Annotated in this window: 16 protein-coding genes; 5 read left to right on the top strand and 11 right to left on the bottom strand. The window is 59.3% G+C overall.

Features of this window, described 5'->3' with window-relative positions; all coding sequences use genetic code 11:
- Window positions 1-975, bottom strand: coding sequence for a cysteine synthase A (gene cysK, locus WHX55_RS06905; protein ID WP_150724362.1), 975 nt, complete (start codon window positions 973-975; stop codon window positions 1-3).
- Between the two features lie 130 nt (window positions 976-1,105).
- On the opposite strand from cysK, the gene WHX55_RS06900 reads away from it, so the two are divergent.
- Window positions 1,106-2,182: a DUF748 domain-containing protein gene (locus WHX55_RS06900; RefSeq protein WP_150755692.1), complete on the top strand. Its 1,077-nt coding sequence runs from the start codon at window positions 1,106-1,108 to the stop codon at window positions 2,180-2,182.
- On the opposite strand, the gene WHX55_RS06895 is transcribed toward WHX55_RS06900, so the two are convergent.
- Window positions 2,179-2,679 carry a DUF2442 domain-containing protein gene (locus WHX55_RS06895; protein WP_150757545.1) on the bottom strand — a complete coding sequence of 167 codons (501 nt, stop codon included), beginning with the start codon at window positions 2,677-2,679 and terminating at the stop codon, window positions 2,179-2,181. The genes WHX55_RS06900 and WHX55_RS06895 overlap by 4 nt on opposite strands.
- The gene (locus WHX55_RS06890) at window positions 2,667-2,897 is read right to left on the bottom strand and encodes a DUF4160 domain-containing protein (RefSeq protein WP_191624905.1); all 231 of its coding nucleotides are present in this window, start codon (window positions 2,895-2,897) and stop codon (window positions 2,667-2,669) included. Before WHX55_RS06890 ends, WHX55_RS06895 begins: the two co-directional genes overlap by 13 nt.
- A 207-nt stretch (window positions 2,898-3,104) precedes the next feature.
- Here WHX55_RS06890 and WHX55_RS06885 point away from each other — a divergent pair, with 207 nt between their 5' ends.
- Both WHX55_RS06885 and WHX55_RS06880 read left to right on the top strand, forming a co-directional pair.
- A complete protein-coding gene (locus WHX55_RS06885; protein WP_057715989.1) occupies window positions 3,105-3,950 on the top strand; it encodes a MoxR family ATPase in 846 nt (281 codons plus the stop codon).
- Window positions 3,951-3,961: 11 nt separating this feature from the next.
- Window positions 3,962-5,140, top strand: a complete 1,179-nt coding sequence (locus tag WHX55_RS06880; protein ID WP_008049176.1) for a VWA domain-containing protein — start codon at window positions 3,962-3,964, stop codon at window positions 5,138-5,140.
- 102 nt (window positions 5,141-5,242) lie between these two features.
- Here WHX55_RS06880 and WHX55_RS06875 read toward each other — a convergent pair whose 3' ends face one another.
- The 4 genes from WHX55_RS06875 to WHX55_RS06860 form a co-directional block, all read right to left on the bottom strand.
- Window positions 5,243-6,169, bottom strand: a complete 927-nt coding sequence (locus tag WHX55_RS06875; protein ID WP_353742278.1) for a biotin-dependent carboxyltransferase family protein — start codon at window positions 6,167-6,169, stop codon at window positions 5,243-5,245.
- Window positions 6,166-6,870: an allophanate hydrolase subunit 1 gene (locus WHX55_RS06870; RefSeq protein WP_353742277.1), complete on the bottom strand. Its 705-nt coding sequence runs from the start codon at window positions 6,868-6,870 to the stop codon at window positions 6,166-6,168. The genes WHX55_RS06875 and WHX55_RS06870 overlap by 4 nt, the downstream gene beginning before the upstream one ends.
- Window positions 6,867-7,619, bottom strand: coding sequence for a 5-oxoprolinase subunit PxpA (locus WHX55_RS06865; protein WP_353742276.1), 753 nt, complete (start codon window positions 7,617-7,619; stop codon window positions 6,867-6,869). The genes WHX55_RS06870 and WHX55_RS06865 overlap by 4 nt, the downstream gene beginning before the upstream one ends.
- 73 nt (window positions 7,620-7,692) lie before the next feature.
- Window positions 7,693-8,979 (bottom strand): MFS transporter, encoded by a 1,287-nt coding sequence (locus tag WHX55_RS06860; RefSeq protein ID WP_150755687.1) that lies wholly within the window; start codon window positions 8,977-8,979, stop codon window positions 7,693-7,695.
- A gap of 146 nt (window positions 8,980-9,125) precedes the next feature.
- On the opposite strand from WHX55_RS06860, the gene WHX55_RS06855 reads away from it, so the two are divergent.
- Together WHX55_RS06855 and WHX55_RS06850 are read left to right on the top strand one after the other, a co-directional pair.
- Entirely contained in the window at window positions 9,126-10,055 is a 930-nt protein-coding gene (locus tag WHX55_RS06855) for a LysR family transcriptional regulator (protein ID WP_150724354.1), read from the top strand.
- A gap of 355 nt (window positions 10,056-10,410) precedes the next feature.
- Window positions 10,411-12,522, top strand: coding sequence for a TonB-dependent receptor (locus WHX55_RS06850; protein ID WP_150755686.1), 2,112 nt, complete (start codon window positions 10,411-10,413; stop codon window positions 12,520-12,522).
- Between the two features lie 44 nt (window positions 12,523-12,566).
- Here WHX55_RS06850 and WHX55_RS06845 read toward each other — a convergent pair whose 3' ends face one another.
- From WHX55_RS06845 to ltrA, 4 genes are all read right to left on the bottom strand, one after another.
- Complete coding sequence (locus WHX55_RS06845; protein ID WP_150755685.1) at window positions 12,567-13,109, bottom strand: DUF2937 family protein; 543 nt, start codon at window positions 13,107-13,109, stop codon at window positions 12,567-12,569.
- A 13-nt stretch (window positions 13,110-13,122) separates the two neighbouring features.
- Complete coding sequence (locus WHX55_RS06840; RefSeq protein ID WP_150724351.1) at window positions 13,123-13,899, bottom strand: class II glutamine amidotransferase; 777 nt, start codon at window positions 13,897-13,899, stop codon at window positions 13,123-13,125.
- A 32-nt stretch (window positions 13,900-13,931) separates the two neighbouring features.
- Window positions 13,932-14,429 (bottom strand): MFS transporter, encoded by a 498-nt coding sequence (locus tag WHX55_RS06835; protein ID WP_150724350.1) that lies wholly within the window; start codon window positions 14,427-14,429, stop codon window positions 13,932-13,934.
- Window positions 14,430-14,524: 95 nt separating this feature from the next.
- Window positions 14,525-16,222, bottom strand: coding sequence for a group II intron reverse transcriptase/maturase (ltrA, locus tag WHX55_RS06830; RefSeq protein ID WP_353742275.1), 1,698 nt, complete (start codon window positions 16,220-16,222; stop codon window positions 14,525-14,527).
- Between the last annotated feature and the right edge of the window lie 428 nt (window positions 16,223-16,650).

Raw genomic sequence — 16,650 nt, 5'->3', positions numbered from 1 at the left:
TTACTGCTGATTCTCCTGCTCGGTAAACAGATCACTGAACAGCATGCTCGACAGGTAACGCTCACCGGAATCCGGCAGGATCACGACGATGGTCTTGCCCTGCATTTCCGGGGTCTCGGCCAGCCGAACGGCCACTGCCATGGCAGCGCCGCAGGAAATCCCGCACAAAATCCCTTCTTCCTGCATCAAGCGCAAGGCCATGGCCTTGGACTCTTCGTCGCTGACCAGTTCCACCCGATCGACGATCGACAAATCGAGGTTCTTCGGCACAAAACCGGCACCAATGCCCTGGATCTTGTGCGGGCTCGGCTTGATTTCTTCACCGGCCAGGGCCTGGGTGATCACCGGCGACACCGCCGGTTCCACCGCCACTGAGAGTATCGGTTTGCCCTGAGTATTCTTGATATAGCGTGAAACCCCGGTGATGGTTCCACCGGTTCCGACGCCTGCCACCAGCACGTCGACCGCGCCGTCGGTATCGTTCCAGATTTCCGGGCCGGTGGTTTTTTCGTGGATGGCCGGGTTGGCCGGGTTGTCGAATTGCGCCGGCATGAAGTACTTCGACGGGTCGCCGGCAACGATTTCACCGGCTTTCTCGATGGCGCCCTTCATGCCTTTGGCCGGCTCGGTCAATACCAGTTCGGCACCCAGTGCCTTGAGCACCTTGCGGCGTTCGATACTCATGGACGCCGGCATGGTCAGCATCAGTTTGTAGCCACGGGCGGCGGCCACGAAGGCCAGGCCGATGCCGGTATTGCCGGAGGTGGGTTCGACGATGGTCATCCCCGGCTTGAGTTTGCCACTACCCTCGGCATCCCAGATCATGTTCGCACCGATCCGGCACTTGACCGAGTAACCCGGGTTGCGCCCTTCGATCTTGGCCAGGATGGTCACACCGCGCGGCGCAATGCGATTGATCTGCACCAGCGGCGTGTTGCCGATGGAGTGGGCGTTGTCAGCGAAAATGCGGCTCATGGCTGGGTCCTTAACGACAGCATTGAAATAGGGCATCAAGGTAAGCCCTCTTGCCCGCAGGCGTCCAGTCAGGTCGAACGTCCGCTTATCAGTGCAGTCAATGGCTTTAGATCGTCAGAGATTTGCCACCATGAAACGTCGATACAGTTGGCCCCTGCGGACCCTCATCGGCCTCGTTCTGTTGCTGATAGCGCTCCACATCGCCTTGCCCTATCTGGTGCGCGACTACCTCAATGAGCGACTGGCGAACATGGGTGACTACCGCGGCCAAATCACCGACGTGGACCTGGCCCTGTGGCGTGGAGCCTACAAAATCAACGGACTGAAAATCGTCAAGATCGATGGCAAGGTTCCGGTGCCTTTCGTCAACGCGCCGTTGATCGACCTCTCGGTCAGTTGGCATTCGCTGTGGTACGACCGGGCGGTAGTAGCCGAGGTACAGTTCATCAATCCCGAGGTCAACTTCGTCGATGGCGGGGCCAACAAGCAAAATTCCCAGACCGGCGAGGGTACCGACTGGCGAGCACAATTAGGCAAGCTGCTGCCCATTACCCTGAACGAAGTGCGGATCAACGACGGCAAGATCAGTTTTCGCAACTTCAACTCAAAACCACCTGTGAACATGAATGCCACAAACGTGGATGCCAACCTCTACAACCTGACCAACGTGGTCGACACCAAAGGCAAGCGTGATGCGCGCTTCGAAGGCAAAGCCCTGCTGCTGGGGCACGCGCCACTGGAAACCACGGCCACTTTCGATCCCTTGAGCGACTTCGAAGACTTCGAGTTTCGCTTGCGCACCACGGATATCGAGCTCAAGCGCTTGAACGACTTCGCCGCGGCCTACGGCAAGTTCGACTTCAATGCCGGCCATGGCGACGTGGTGATCGAAGCCTCAGCCAACAAGGGACGACTGACCGGCTATATCAAGCCACTGCTGCGCGATGTTGATGTGTTCAATTGGCAGCAGGATGTGCAAAGCGAGGACAAAGGGCTGTTCCGCTCGATTTGGGAAGCCCTCGTCGGCGGCACCGAGACCGTCTTGAAAAACCAGGGCAAAAACCAGTTTGCGACACGGGTCGAACTCAAGGGCAACGTGCATCAGCAAGATGTCAGCGCATTCCAGGCTTTTTTACAGATTTTACGCAATGGTTTCATCCAGGCGTTCAATGCGCGGTATGAACGACCCAAGCCGGATGCAGGCTAACTTTTGCGCGTGACGATGTACCGGCCTGTTTCCTCGGCCGCCCGCGGCGCGTTCGCTTGCAACTGCAAGAAATCCCACCCAAGACAGGCCAGTGCCAGGGACCGCGGCACCGCTTCCTTGCCACGGCTGTAACGACTGATGCTGCGGGTACTGACCCCCAGCGCCTCGGCGGCCTGTGTGAGTGACAGCCCGGTGCGAGCGCGCCAGTCGATGAAGATCCGGGTATTTTCGTCGCAGGCATTTTGTGCGATCGCATCCAGGTACAACGTGTCTGCACCAATCTGGATGTCCTGCTCAGGCCACTCGACGCACCAGCCATCATCAGCCAGAGCCGCGCCATCGAACGCGCGTCCCTGCAGTGGTTGCAAGCCTGGTAAGGCCAGCAAATCCCGGCTCAGGTCGAGAGTCAGTTGCTGGCCGTCAATAAAGGTCAACGCCAGGCGATACTCCGGCAGTGCCTGTACGGTCAGCAGTCGTGGTCGTTTCATGGGTAACATCGTTTCCAGTCCTCGAGCAGTTGCGCCTGATGGGCCCTGACCCAATCCAGTGCTTCCCTGATGATCAGGGGTGGAGCCCTGCCTACCATCACTTCGACAGTTTCCAGGCTCAACATGACGTCCAGTCCGCCACCAGTTAGATGAACGTGAGGCGGTGGATGATCCTTTTCGCGCAACTGAATGCGGTATGTGTCACGAAATCGGTATTTAGTAGACATGCCCGGCAAGCTATCGCCAAAATGGCGATAGCTCAATACTGGCCAGCAGCCGAGACTGAGTCAAGATGTGACGCCCCATTCAGAGACTGAATAAGCCGTCTGCGTTCACAGTCGACCGGGCAGCGCGTTATAGTCGGGACTGACTCTTTTATTGCGCCCCCCCGCCCTGCCTCGTTCAGGTCGGCGTTACCGTTCGAGGATTAGCAGATGAAGTTCGAAGGCACCCAGGCCTACGTCGCCACCGATGACCTGAAGCTGGCGGTCAATGCCGCCATCACCCTGGAGCGGCCATTGCTGGTCAAGGGCGAACCGGGCACCGGCAAGACCATGCTCGCCGAGCAACTGGCCGAATCCTTTGGCGCCAAGCTGATTACCTGGCACATCAAATCCACCACCAAGGCTCACCAGGGCCTGTACGAGTACGACGCGGTCAGCCGCCTGCGCGATTCGCAGCTGGGTACGGAGAAGGTCCACGACGTTCGCAACTACCTGAAAAAAGGCAAGCTCTGGGAAGCTTTCGAGTCCGAGGAGCGGGTGATCCTGCTGATCGACGAAATCGACAAGGCCGACATCGAGTTCCCGAACGACCTGCTGCAAGAACTCGACAAGATGGAGTTCTACGTTTACGAGATCGACGAGACCATCAAGGCCAAGAAACGCCCGATCATCATCATTACTTCCAACAACGAGAAAGAGCTGCCGGACGCCTTCCTGCGCCGCTGCTTCTTCCACTACATCGCCTTCCCGGATCGCGTCACGATGCAGCGGATCGTCGACGTGCATTACCCGGACATCAAGAAAGATCTGGTCAGCGAAGCGCTGGACGTGTTCTTCGACGTGCGCAAGGTGCCGGGCCTGAAGAAAAAGCCATCGACCTCCGAACTGGTGGACTGGCTGAAGCTGCTGATGGCCGACAACATCGGCGAAGCGGTGCTGCGCGAGCGCGATCCGACCAAGGCCATCCCGCCGCTGGCCGGCGCTTTGGTGAAGAACGAACAGGACGTGCAACTGCTGGAGCGTCTGGCGTTCATGAGCCGTCGCGGCAGCCGATAAGGGTCAACGCCATGTTGCTCAACCTGTTCAATGAAATGCGCGCAGCCAAGGTGCCGGTCTCGGTGCGAGAGCTGCTGGACCTGATCAACGCGCTGAAACAGCGCGTGACCTTCGCCGACATGGACGAGTTTTACTACCTGTCCCGGGCGATTCTGGTGAAGGACGAAAAGCATTTCGACAAGTTCGACCGAGCCTTCGGTGCCTACTTCAACGGTCTGGAAAAGCTCGACGATCACCTGCAGGCGCTGATCCCCGAAGACTGGCTGCGCAAGGAATTCGAGCGTTCGCTGACCGACGAAGAGCGGGCGGCGATCCAGTCGCTCGGCGGCCTCGACAAGCTGATCGAAGAGTTCAAGAAACGCCTCGAAGAACAAAAGGAACGCCACGCCGGTGGCAACAAGTGGATCGGCACCGGTGGCACCAGCCCGTTCGGCTCCGGCGGTTTCAACCCGGAAGGCATTCGAGTCGGCGATGCCGGCAAACGCCAGGGCAAGGCGGCCAAGGTCTGGGACCAGCGCGAATACAAGAACCTCGACGATTCCGTCGAACTGGGCACGCGCAACATCAAGGTCGCCCTGCGGCGCTTGCGCAAGTTTGCCCGTCAGGGTGCGGCAGAAGAACTGGACATCGATGGCACCATCGACCACACCGCCAAGGATGCCGGCCTGCTGAACATCCAGATGCGGCCGGAGCGGCGCAACACCGTCAAGCTGTTGCTGCTGTTCGACATCGGTGGCTCGATGGACGCCCATGTGAAGATTTGCGAGGAGCTGTTCTCGGCCTGCAAGACCGAGTTCAAGCATCTGGAGTACTTCTACTTCCACAACTTCATTTATGAATCGGTGTGGAAGAACAACATGCGCCGCACCTCCGAGCGCACCTCGACCATGGACCTGCTGCACAAGTACGGCGCCGACTACAAAGTGATCTTCATCGGTGACGCCGCCATGGCGCCCTACGAAATCACCCAGGCGGGCGGTAGCGTCGAGCACTGGAACGAAGAAGCCGGTTACGTGTGGATGCAGCGGTTCAAGGAGAAGTACAAGAAGCTCATCTGGATCAACCCGTATCCGAAGGACACCTGGGGCTATACCTCGTCGACCAACATCGTGCGGGATTTGATCGAGGACCAGATGTATCCGCTGACTCTTCGGGGGTTGGAGGAAGGGATGCGGTTTCTTTCCAAATAACTTTTATTGTCTGGTCTGACGCCATCGCGAGCAGGCTCGCTCCCACATTGGATCTTTGTCGTGCATAAGATCCCTGTGGGAGCGAGCCTGCTCGCGATGCTTTTAGCTGTTGTTGAAGCGGCGCAAATACTCGATTTGTTCGCGATGGGCAACATCCTGCACCACCGGTCGCAACCGCACCTGCGCCCCCGGCAGGCATTGCGCCAATCGTGCCAGTGCCAACGGCGTCAACGCCCCCAATCGCGGATAACCACCGATGGTCTGCCGATCATTGAGCAGCACAATCGGCTGCCCGTCGGGCGGTACCTGAACAGCCCCCAGCGGGATACCTTCGGAAATCATCGGTTTGCTCTGGTACTGCAGTGCCGTGCCCAACAGGCGAATCCCCATCCGGTCGGCTCGGCTGTCTAGGCTCCACACGCTGTTGAACGCATCGAACAGGCTCTGCCCGCTGAACTCGCCGATCTGCGCACCGAGCACCAGATCCAGCACTGGGTCGCCGGTGAAATCTGGTACGCATTGGCTCGGCAACTCGCGCAGCAATACCAGCGAGCTCCCCGAGTAGCTCAAGGACGCGCCTTTACCCAGCGCATGACCCATTCCGTCCAGGCCGCCGAGCTCCTCACGGACCACCGTCGCGCTGCTGCCCAGCACTTTCGGTGCATCAAACCCACCCGGCGCCGCCAGATAAGCCCTGGCCCCGAGCAACGGCCGGGTGAATTGCAAACGCTGACCTTTGTGCAGCCTGAAACTGCGCCACGGGGCCAACGCCTCGCCATCCACCTGCGCACCCAAATCCGCTCCGGCCAGCGCCAACACGCAATCATCCTCGGCCACGACAGTGAATCCGCCGAGGGTGATTTCGATCACCGGCGCATCCAGTCCGTTGCCCAGCAGCCAGTTGGCCCAGGACATCGAACGCCAATCAGCCGCGCCACCCTGGGTCACGCCCAGATGCCGCACGCCGAATCGGCCGGCATCCTGCAACAGGCACAGCGCCGTACTCGCTTCAATTGTCAGACGGCTCATGCCTGGGCCTCCAGTGGCGTATCGTCACCGCCCAGGTTAATGAATTCGGCATGGCCAACCGCTTCGAACCGTACGGTGTCACCGGGTTGCATCAGGCTGTAGCCGTCACGGTGGCGATCGAACAATTTGGCCGGCGTGCGGCCGATTAAATTCCAGCCCCCCGGCGACACCACCGGGTAAGCCGCCGTCTGCCGTTCGGCGATGCCGACACTGCCGGCGGCGACTTTCTTGCGTGGTGTGTCCAGTCGCGGCGCGGCGAGCACCTCTTCCACCAGCCCCATGAAGGCGAAGCCCGGCGCAAAGCCAAGTGCAAACACCTGATATTCATGTTCGCAGTGACGACGGATCACCTCCTCCACCGCCAACCCGCTGCGTTGCGACAACAGGCTCAGTTCCGGACCGACGCTCAAGTCGTACCACACCGGCAACACATGGCAGGTACCACGCGTACGCGCATTGGGCGACAGGTCGATCAGTGCCTGGGCAATCAATTCCCGGGCCTGGGCGGGACTCAGCGCGCTCAAGTCGTAATGCACCATCAAGGTGGTGTAGGACGGCACCAGATCGATCAGATGCCCGGCGAACACCGCGCGCAGACTTTCACTGGCCGCCAGCATCCACGGCATGTTGGTTTCGGCAATTTCATCGAACAGGCGCACCATCAGGCAATCCAGCGCCACCACTTCCACCCGCAGCTTCATGACGCACACTGCCGGTTCAAGGCTTCACGGATGCGTTGCACGGCAGCGACCGAACTGGCGTTGTCGCCGTGCACGCACAGGGTGTTGGCCTGCAAATGCAGGGCGCTGCCGTCGCTGGCGGTGAGCGGATCACCACGGGCGATGGTCAGCGCCTGTTCGATGATTTTTTCCGGGGCGTGATGCACCGCTCCCGGCAGTTGTCGCGACACCAGCCTGCCAGCGCTGTCGTAAGCGCGGTCGGCGAAGGCCTCGAACCACAGGGTCACGCCATATTCATCGCCCAACTGCTGCGCGACGCTGTTGTCGCGGGTTGCCATCAACATCAGCGGCAGGTTGCGGTCATAGGACGCCACGGCTTGCAAAACGGCGCGCAATTGCGCTGGGTTGGCCATCATGTCGTTGTACATCGCGCCATGGGGTTTGACGTAACTGACCCGTCCGCCCTGGGCCCGGCAGATGCCGTCGAGGGCGCCGATCTGGTAATGCAGAATGTCTTGAAGTTCCTGGGTGGCATAGGCCATGGAACGACGGCCGAACCCCACCAGGTCCTGATAGGCCGGATGCGCGCCAACTTGCACACCGTGGCTGAGGGCCAGGCTGACAGTCTTGCGCATGATGCTCGGGTCGCCGGCGTGAAAACCGCAGGCGATGTTGGCGCAATCGATGAAGGGCATGATTTCCGCGTCCAGACCCATGGTCCAGCTGCCGAAACTCTCGCCGATGTCGCAGTTCAATAGCAGGCGGCTCACACTGAACACTCCTGTAGGCTTTATTCTTTTCAGCTGCGGGACATATCTATAAGACAGCCCCGCAGGTTATCAGTTACTGGGCGTCGAGTTGCTTGCCACGGGTTTCCGGCAAACTCAGGGCCGCGAGGATCACCACGCCGTAGGAAACCGCCGCAAAGGCACCGATGCCTACACTCAGCGGCACGGTCTGGCTGAGCAGGCCGATCAGCAGCGGGAACAACGCCGCCAGCGCCCGGCCGATGTTGTAGCAAAAACCCTGGCCCGAACCGCGAATGCGTGTAGGGAACAATTCGGTCAGGAATGCGCCCATACCACTGAAGATCCCCGAGGCGAAGAAGCCCAGCGGAAAGCCCAGCCACAGCATCACGCCGTTGCTGACCGGCAGTTGCGTGTACAGCAACACAATGGTGAACGAGCCCACGGCGAACAGGATGAAGTTCTTTTTACGTCCGAGGATGTCGGTCAAATAGGCGCTGATGACATAACCGACGTAGGACCCGATGATCACCATCGCCAGATAACCGCCAGTGCCGAGTACGCTCAAACCGCGCTCGTTTTTCAGAAACGTCGGTAGCCAGGACGTGATCGCGTAGTAACCGCCCAGCGCGCCGGTGGTCAGCAACGAAGCGCGAATCGTGGTGAAGAGCATGCCGGGGGCGAAGATCTCATAGAACTTCGACGGGTTGCTCGGCTCCTGTTTAGCCTTGGCTTCACGATAGATTTCCGGGTCCTTGACCAGACGGCGGACGAATATCACGAAAACTGCCGGCACGATGCCGAGGATGAACAGCGCGCGCCAGGCGTCTTCCGGTGGCAACACCGAGAACAGCAGCGCATACAGAATCGCTGTCAGCCCCCAACCCAGCGCCCAGCCGGATTGCACCATGCCAACGGCCTTGCCACGGTCCTGGGCACGAATCACTTCGCCAATCAGCACCGCACCGGCCGTCCACTCGCCGCCGAAACCGAAGCCCATCAGGGTCCGGGCAATCAGCAGTTGCTCGTAGCTCTGGGCAAAGCCGCAGAGGAAGGTGAAGAAGGCAAACCACAGCACCGTCAGTTGCAAGGTGCGCACACGACCAATGCGGTCGGAGAGAATCCCCGCCACCCAGCCACCGATGGCCGAAGCGATCAGCGTGCTGGTGTGAATCAGCCCGGCCTGGCCGGTGGTGATGCCCCACATGGCAATCAGGGTCGGCACCACGAAGCTGAGCATCTGGGTGTCCATGCCGTCCAGGCCATAGCCGATCTTGCAGCTCCAGAAGGTGCGGCGTTCCTGCTGATTGATGTTGCGATACCAGTCGAAAGGTCCCGGGCGGGCCGAGGCTTTCGGAATGGCGGTGGTGTCGGGCGCACTCATGGCAAATCTCCGCGCTGATTTTATTGGTATTGTTCTGAGCCCCGACGACGCCTATCGTGGGAACCGGATGCGCCGATTTTTGGACGCGCGCCCCTGCTGCGTCCAACTAATAAAAACCCGCCTTAGACATAAGAAATCTTTATCCCATGAACCTGAAGTTTCTCGAGACCTTCGTCTGGGTTGCCCGACTCAAGAGTTTTCGCCTGACCGCCGACAAGCTCTTCACCACCCAGGCTTCGATTTCCAGCCGCATCGCAGTGCTTGAAGGCGAGCTCGGGGTGAAGCTGTTTCTGCGGGATTCGCGCGGCGTGAGCCTGACACCCGAAGGCCTCAAAGTGCTCGATTACGCCGAGCAGATGATGGACACCATGCAGGCACTCAAGCAGTCGATCGAGACCCGTTCGAGCAAGGCCGGACGGGTGCGCATCGGCGTGATGGACACGGTGATCCACACCTGGCTCAGCCCGCTGGTGGCGCAGATGACCGATCACTACCCGCTGGTGGAAATCGAGCTGGTGGCCGATACCTCGCTGAACCTCTGCGATCAGCTGCAAAAAGGCTTTCTTGACGTGATCCTGCAAACCGACCTGCTGCGCCAGGAAAGCGTGCGCAGCCTGGAACTGGCCAGCCACCCCATGGGCTGGATCGTCGCCAGCAACTCGATCTACAACCGCCATTACACGAACGTCGCCGAACTGGCGCGTGAGCGAATCATCACTTATTCGAAAAACTCCCATCCGCATCAGGAAGTGCTGGCACTGATGCAGGCCAACGGTGTCATGACACCGCGACTCAATTGCGTGAATTCGGTGTCGGCCATAACCCGTTTGTTGCGCGACGGTTTCGGCATCGGCGCATTGCCACCGGTGCTGGTGGCCGAGGAACTGGAGCGGGGGGAATTGACCTTGCTGGCCATCGACCAACGCCCGCCCAACCTGCAAGTGGTGGTGTCATGGCGGGTCGGCGCAGAGATGGTCGAAGAGATCGTGACGCTGTGTCAGCACGTGGTGGAGCACTATGCGCAGAAGGTAGGCGAGCATTACATGGTTTTGAGCAAACCCCTGGCCGGCCTCTGAAAAGGCGCGCCCCTCCACGCAAGAAGCAATTACTATCATTTGCATTAATATTTTGAAAATGTATTCTCTGCGCGCATTCAGCTAAACCACCGTCCAGAAGGAATCGGACTTGATGCGCGCTTACACGTCTAGACAGCGGCAACTGCTCTCACACCGGAGCGAAGCCCTCGTCACTCAGGCTTTGCAATCCCACCGCATCACCCTCGACCATTTGAGCAATGCCCTGGAGCGCGCCGCGCTGCGCTGCTCCCCCTCGCCTATGCACTGATCGCCAACACCGTGTCTCCAAGCCAGCAGGGTTTTGCCCTGGGCCTGGGTAACAGTTTCTGGCTCACGACTAAAAAAAGACTAATTCATGACCCGAACCAAACTTTCCCTGTTGATTCCGTTGCTCGGATCCGTCAGCGCCCAGGCCTGGGCCGAAGACACCGAGCAGCAACCCGGCACATTGAACATGCAAGCCACCGTCGTTTCCGCGACGCGCAGCGAAGCGACCATTGCCTCGATTCCAGGCTCGGTCCAGGTGATCGACGAACAACAGATCCGCCAACAGAGTGGCGCCGGGCGTCGGGTCTCCGACATTCTGGGGCAACTGGTTCCCGGCCTGGCGCCGTCCAGCGGCGGGATGAGCAACTTCGGCCAGACCCTGCGCGGGCGCAACATGCTGGTGTTGATCGACGGCGTGTCGCAGAACGCCACGCGTGACAACTTCCGCCAGCTCAACAGCATCGCACCGGCCAGTATCGAACGCATCGAGGTGGTTTCCGGCGCCAGCAGCATTTATGGCGCCGGTGCTTCGGGCGGCATCATCAACATCATCACCAAGCGCAATCAGGGTCAGGACCTTGCCTACAGCAGCAAACTGGGCTTGACCACCGGCAATAACCTCAACAGCAAGGGTTTCGCCTACGAGGCATTTCAGAGTGCGACCGGGCGCAAGGATGCCCTGGACTGGTACGTGTCCGCCGACCTGACCCAGCGCAACGACCAGTACGACGGCAATGGCAATCGCATCCCTCAGGACACGTCCCAGGGCAGCAACATGGACACCGACACCTATGACCTGCAAGGTCGTTTCGGTTACGAACTGGATGCCGATAAAAAACTCAGCCTGTCGCTGCAGGACTACAAGGACCAGCAGGACACTGACTACACAAAAAACCCGAAAAACCTGCAAGAGGCCGAGGCGGTCAAAGGACTGAAACTCGACGACCAGCCCTACACCCATAACCAGGCGGCCAACCTCAACTACACCGACAACGACTTCTACGGTCAGGGCCTGCAACTGGAAAGCTACTGGCGCCGGGCCGACGCGCTGTTCTTCCCGGACCTGTCGCGGGGCAAGGCCGGGATCGCCGACAACAACAGCGTGCAGGATGTGTATGGCCTGCGTGCGGCCATCGACACGCCGTTGCCGGCCATCGGCAGCGCCACGGGCAACCTGATCTGGGGCGCCGACTATGATCACGAACGCTCCCGCCAGCGCGGTGACCAATACACCCTCAAAGGGCTGACCTACACCAAGACTGGCACCACTTACGAGATGGGCCCGGATATCGAAACCACCACCAAGGCGCTGTTCGGGCAGATGTCCTGGGACATCGGTGACTGGACCTTGCGTGGCGGTGTGCGCCGCGAATGGATCGAAAGCGAGGTTTCCGACAGCATCGCCTACGGTCAGATCGTCCAGACCGGCGTACGTGCCATCCTGCCCGGCGACACCCTCAAATACGATGCCACGCTCTATAACCTGGGCGCGGTCTATCACCTGAGCGAACATCAGGACGTCTTCGCCAATTACAGCCAGGGGTTTTCGCTGCCGGACATCCAGCGCTTCTTGCGTGACGTGAACAGCACCTTCGACATCCAGAGCCTCAACGCTCAGGCCATCAAGGTCGACAGCTACGAGCTGGGCTGGCGCGGTGACTGGGACCGGTGGCAGGCCGACGTCACCGTCTATGAAAACACCTCGGACGTGACTCAGTTCTACGATGCCAATGACCGTGTCTTGCGTCTGATCAACCAAAAGGAGCGGGTTCGCGGCATCGAAAACAGCCTGACCTACCTCGCGACCGATCACTGGTCGGTGGGTGGCACCTATGCCTGGGCCAAAGGCGAGACCCAGCAGAACGGGAAATGGATCGATCTGCCGGCGACACGCATTTCACCGGCCAAAACCACGCTGTTCGTCGGCTACGCCGAAGACGACTACACCCTGCGCCTGCAAGGCATGCACCTGTCCAGTTACGACGCTGCCGCCAAGGACAACAACGGGCGCGACATCGAAGGCTATACGCTGGTGGACCTGCTCGGCTCCGTGTACTTGCCGGTCGGTCGCCTGGAAGGCGGGGTGTACAACCTGACCGACCGCACGTACGTCAACCTGTTCGCCCAGGCCAACGCCAGAGCGCCATTCCCCAACGCCGAAGGCCGTACCTTGAGCATGACCTATTCGATCGATTGGTAATCAAGCAAGGAGCCGGCTTGCCGGCTCCTTGACGTTCGCCGGTGTTACAAGCCGCGTAAATCCCGCTCTTCGATCGGCCGGCTCTGGCGCAGACGCTTGCCGCCCAGCACCACCCAGTCGATCAGACGGAACAGGCACTCGATCCCGAACGACAGCAGCAACGCGCCGCTCATGCCCCAGACCATCGACTCGGGCGTCAACAGGATCTGGTAGCTGTAGCCATTCCAGGTTTCCTTGCGGATATCCGGATCGGCGGCCAACACCACTTGCAGGAAGCGGATGTACCACGGACCCTGCATCGCCTGGAATTGCTTGTCCAACGCCACCTGACGGGTCAGCAGGTTGCCCAGGCTGTCGGCATCGCTGCGAAAGATCGGGTCTTCGCTGGCGCGGTAGTGGGCCACCAGGGCCTGCATGTCACCCTTGAAGAACTGATTGGCGGTGTTCTGAAAGCCACTCAACCCGGCTTGCGCCTCGATCAGATGCGCCTCTACCCGCTTGGCGTAATCGCTGATGAAGCCCGGCACCTGGACACCGATCAACAGGCCCGCCGCAAACAACACCAGCCGTAGATAACTGAGCAACATGGGGGTTGAATCCTTATGAGGTCTGGCCCTGGCTGACGCATTCGCCGCGTCGCCACAGGCTCCATTGACCCGGTTCGTAACGGGTCCAGGTTTCGTTTTCGGTCAGGGGTTCGGTGGCGATGACGGTGACCACATCGTTCGGCGTGGTTTCGGCCTGAAAATCGACGATCACGTCGACATCTTTCAAGCGCGCCGGGCCAAACGGTGCGCGCCGGGTGATTTGCGCCAGTTTGGTCGAGCAATAGCAGAACAGCCAGTCGCCGTCGCTGAGCAGGCAGTTGAATACGCCTTTGCTGCGGTATTCGGCGCAAGCGGCCACCAGATCCGGCAGCAATGCTTCGACCTCGACCGGCTCGGGGAACGCCGCACGCACACGGTTGAGCAAATCGCAGAACGCCGCTTCGCTGTCGGTATCGCCAACCGGGCGATAGAAACTGGCCACTGGCTGGAAGTCCGCCAATTGGCCGTTATGGGCGAAACACCAGTTGCGCCCCCACAGCTCACGGACGAACGGATGCGTGTTGGACAGGGAGACCTTGCCGACGTTGGCCTGGCGGATGTGCCCGATCACCACTTCGCTCTTGATCGGATAGCGCTGCACCAGGTTCGCGACTTCCGACTCGCAGCTCGCCGCCGGATCCTGGAACAACCGCAGCCCACGGCCTTCATAGAAGGCAATGCCCCAGCCATCGCGGTGCGGGCCGGTGCGTCCGCCGCGCTGCATCAGCCCGGTGAAGCTGAACACGATATCGGTCGGGACATTGGCGCTCATGCCCAATAACTCACACATGCTCGGACTCTCGCTCAATCGCAGGGGCAAGGTTACAGACGGGGTTCGACTCGCATCCGCTGAGGGCTGCTCGGCACAGGTGGACGACCGTAACGATCATCGCCGGCACCGCCGAACGGTTGATCATCCTCGGGCTCGTCAGCGCGGACGGCGGCTTGGGTGACAGCCTCACGCTCCTTGCGGGCGTTCGAGGCGCGCTCGATGGGGAAACGGATCGCCACCAGCACCAGATAGAGGCCGAACGCGATCATGCCGTACATCAACAGATCGGAAATCGCCCGCCAGGCGTTATTGCCGACCTTGAACAGCAGGTCGAGCGCGGTAATGGCGATGGCCGGTGCGACTTTATCCTTGACCGGGTCGATGATGGTCGGGCTGAACAGCAGCACGACCATCGCCAGCCGCAATGGCTCACGCAGCCAACGCCACATCCAGCGGGTCAAGCGCATCCACACCAACAGGCAGCCCAAAGCGGCGAAGGCGTAGAGGCCCCAAGCGATCAGATAGTCGTTCTCGGTCATGGTGTCCATGGCAAGGCAGGCAAGTCGGGTAGAGACAGGCCATTACTGGCCTGCCTCCCCCTAAGAACCGTACGTGCGCCTTTCAACGCATACGGCTCAAGTCTTTAGAAAGCCCCTTGCGGAGCCGGTTTGTTCACTGTCAATCCACGGCTGTGAAGCTGTTGGTGACAAATAGGATGCAATAGTACCCGGTTATCCAGGGTGTCTCTACCGCCATGAGTGCGGTGGATAATGTGATGGTCATGCCATCCCGTTTCCTTCGTAATCGGTTGTTTGCACATCAGACACAGTCCTTTCTGGCTTTGATAGAGACTGAGAATCTGTTTGCGATACTTCAGCTTTTTCAGCATCTGTGCCGTCCGCAGCTTCTCGCCCATTTCTTCCATGGAAGGGTCGAAGGGGTTGTACTCCCCACTAACCTTCCTGTGTCGTTCGATCGGTGTACTCGCAAGCGAATACAGAGCGACCTCCTTTTTTGTCCCGTTTTCCTCCAACATCGTGGTGGCAAACACCCAACTTCTGCTTCCTTGAGTTCGGAAATACTTCTTCCCGATCCATTGCAGTGACTTGTTCGGGTGCCGCCGCTTTGCCCAACGCCATAGAGCATAAAACAACAAATTATCCATGCGGCTGTAGGCCTGCTTGGCTACTACAGGCTGGTGATACAGCGCCCAGCCTTTCAAGATGGGATTGAGCAATCGAATCAAATACTCCTGCTTCGCCATCTTGTTGGCGTCGATGACCTCCTTCACCTTGTGATAGAACGCCTTGACGTTCTTCTTACTCGGTTTGATCAGAAGCTTCCCGTCGTACTTACGGAAATTCCAACCCAGAAAGTCGAAGCCTTGATCGGTATGGACGATATGTGTTTTCTCAGGGGATAACTGCAACCCGCGTACTGCCAGGAATTGCTCCACCCAAGGTCTGATTTCGCTTTCCAGTACCTCTTTCGAGTTTCCAGTAATCACAAAATCATCCGCATACCGCACCACGTTGATCTTCAGCTTTCTGGCCCTTGTCACGCCCAGATACTGCTTGAGCTGTGTTTCCAGACCATCGAGCGCCATATTTGCCAAGGTAGGCGAGATAATCCCGCCTTGTGGCGTACCAGCATCCGTTGCCTGTAGCTGGCCTTTATGAATCACGCCAGCCTTCAACCATTTCCGAAGAATCGCTTTGTCCGTAGGGACGTTGGCGAGCATCCAGTCATGATTAATGTGATCAAAGCAGCCTTGTATGTCCGCCTCCAGTATCCATTGGGCCGAAACCTTCTTGGACAGGCAAACAAACAACTGTCCCATCGCATCCGCCGTAGAGCGTTCGATCCTGAAGCCGTAGCTGTTCGGATCGCCCTTGGTTTCTGCAATGGGTGCCAGAGCTAGCAAATACAGCGCCTGCATAGCCCTGTCAGTCATGGTTGGGATACCCAAAGGGCGTTCCTTCCCATTCGACTTCGGAATGAACACACGCCGTAAAGGTCGTGGTTTATATCCGTGACGCTTCAACCCATTTGCCGCTTTCCATTTTGCGTCGGGTGTATCCCAGAGCACGCGGTCGACTCCCGCCGTGCGCTTACCCTGGTTTTCAGTGACTCGCCGTACGGCCAAGTATCTGGCCGATCGAGAGCGGGTCAGCATCCGTTGCAGGGCTTTCACCCTGCGCCATTTGCCTTCCCGACAAGCCTTCGCAATCCGCACCTGCATTGCCCGAACATTCCGCTGAACACGACACCAATCGATGTCATGCCATTGTTGCGGAGTGCCGGAAAGCGCAGACACGGCCATTTGGCTGTGCTCTATCATGCTGCCTTCCTCTCAAGTTTCCCCGAGCAGAAGACGTACGCATCCCCTGACGGGAATGGACGCTCCCGTCAGGGTTGGATTAGTAGGAGGCCCAATACTGCGGGTCTCTAAGATCATTGAGACAGGTTCAGTCAGAGTTCATGCGACGAAAGACCACGCAGAAGTCTGCCCGGTTTCCCGTGAGGTAATGTCCCAACCCCTATCCGAGCCATTACAGCCCGGCTTTCGCTTTCTCTGCGATCCCATACCCGCACAGCCAACAGATCCCCTTGCGGTTCACCTGCCCGAAGGCGGCCATACGGGCTTACCACGTTCCCTGCCTATCACACGATTGGTTTAGGGCCTGCCTTTTCACCGATGGTCCTATGACGACGTACCTCAAGCCTCTACAGAGGTATCCGACCACGTGCCTTTTGGCTCAAGCCTGA

Origin of the sequence: Pseudomonas fluorescens, from assembly GCF_040448305.1 — a bacterium.
Taxonomy (GTDB): Bacteria; Pseudomonadota; Gammaproteobacteria; order Pseudomonadales; family Pseudomonadaceae; genus Aquipseudomonas; species Aquipseudomonas fluorescens_BH.
Note: the sequence above shows the minus strand (reverse complement) of the source record. Positions and strands in the feature narration are given on the sequence as shown.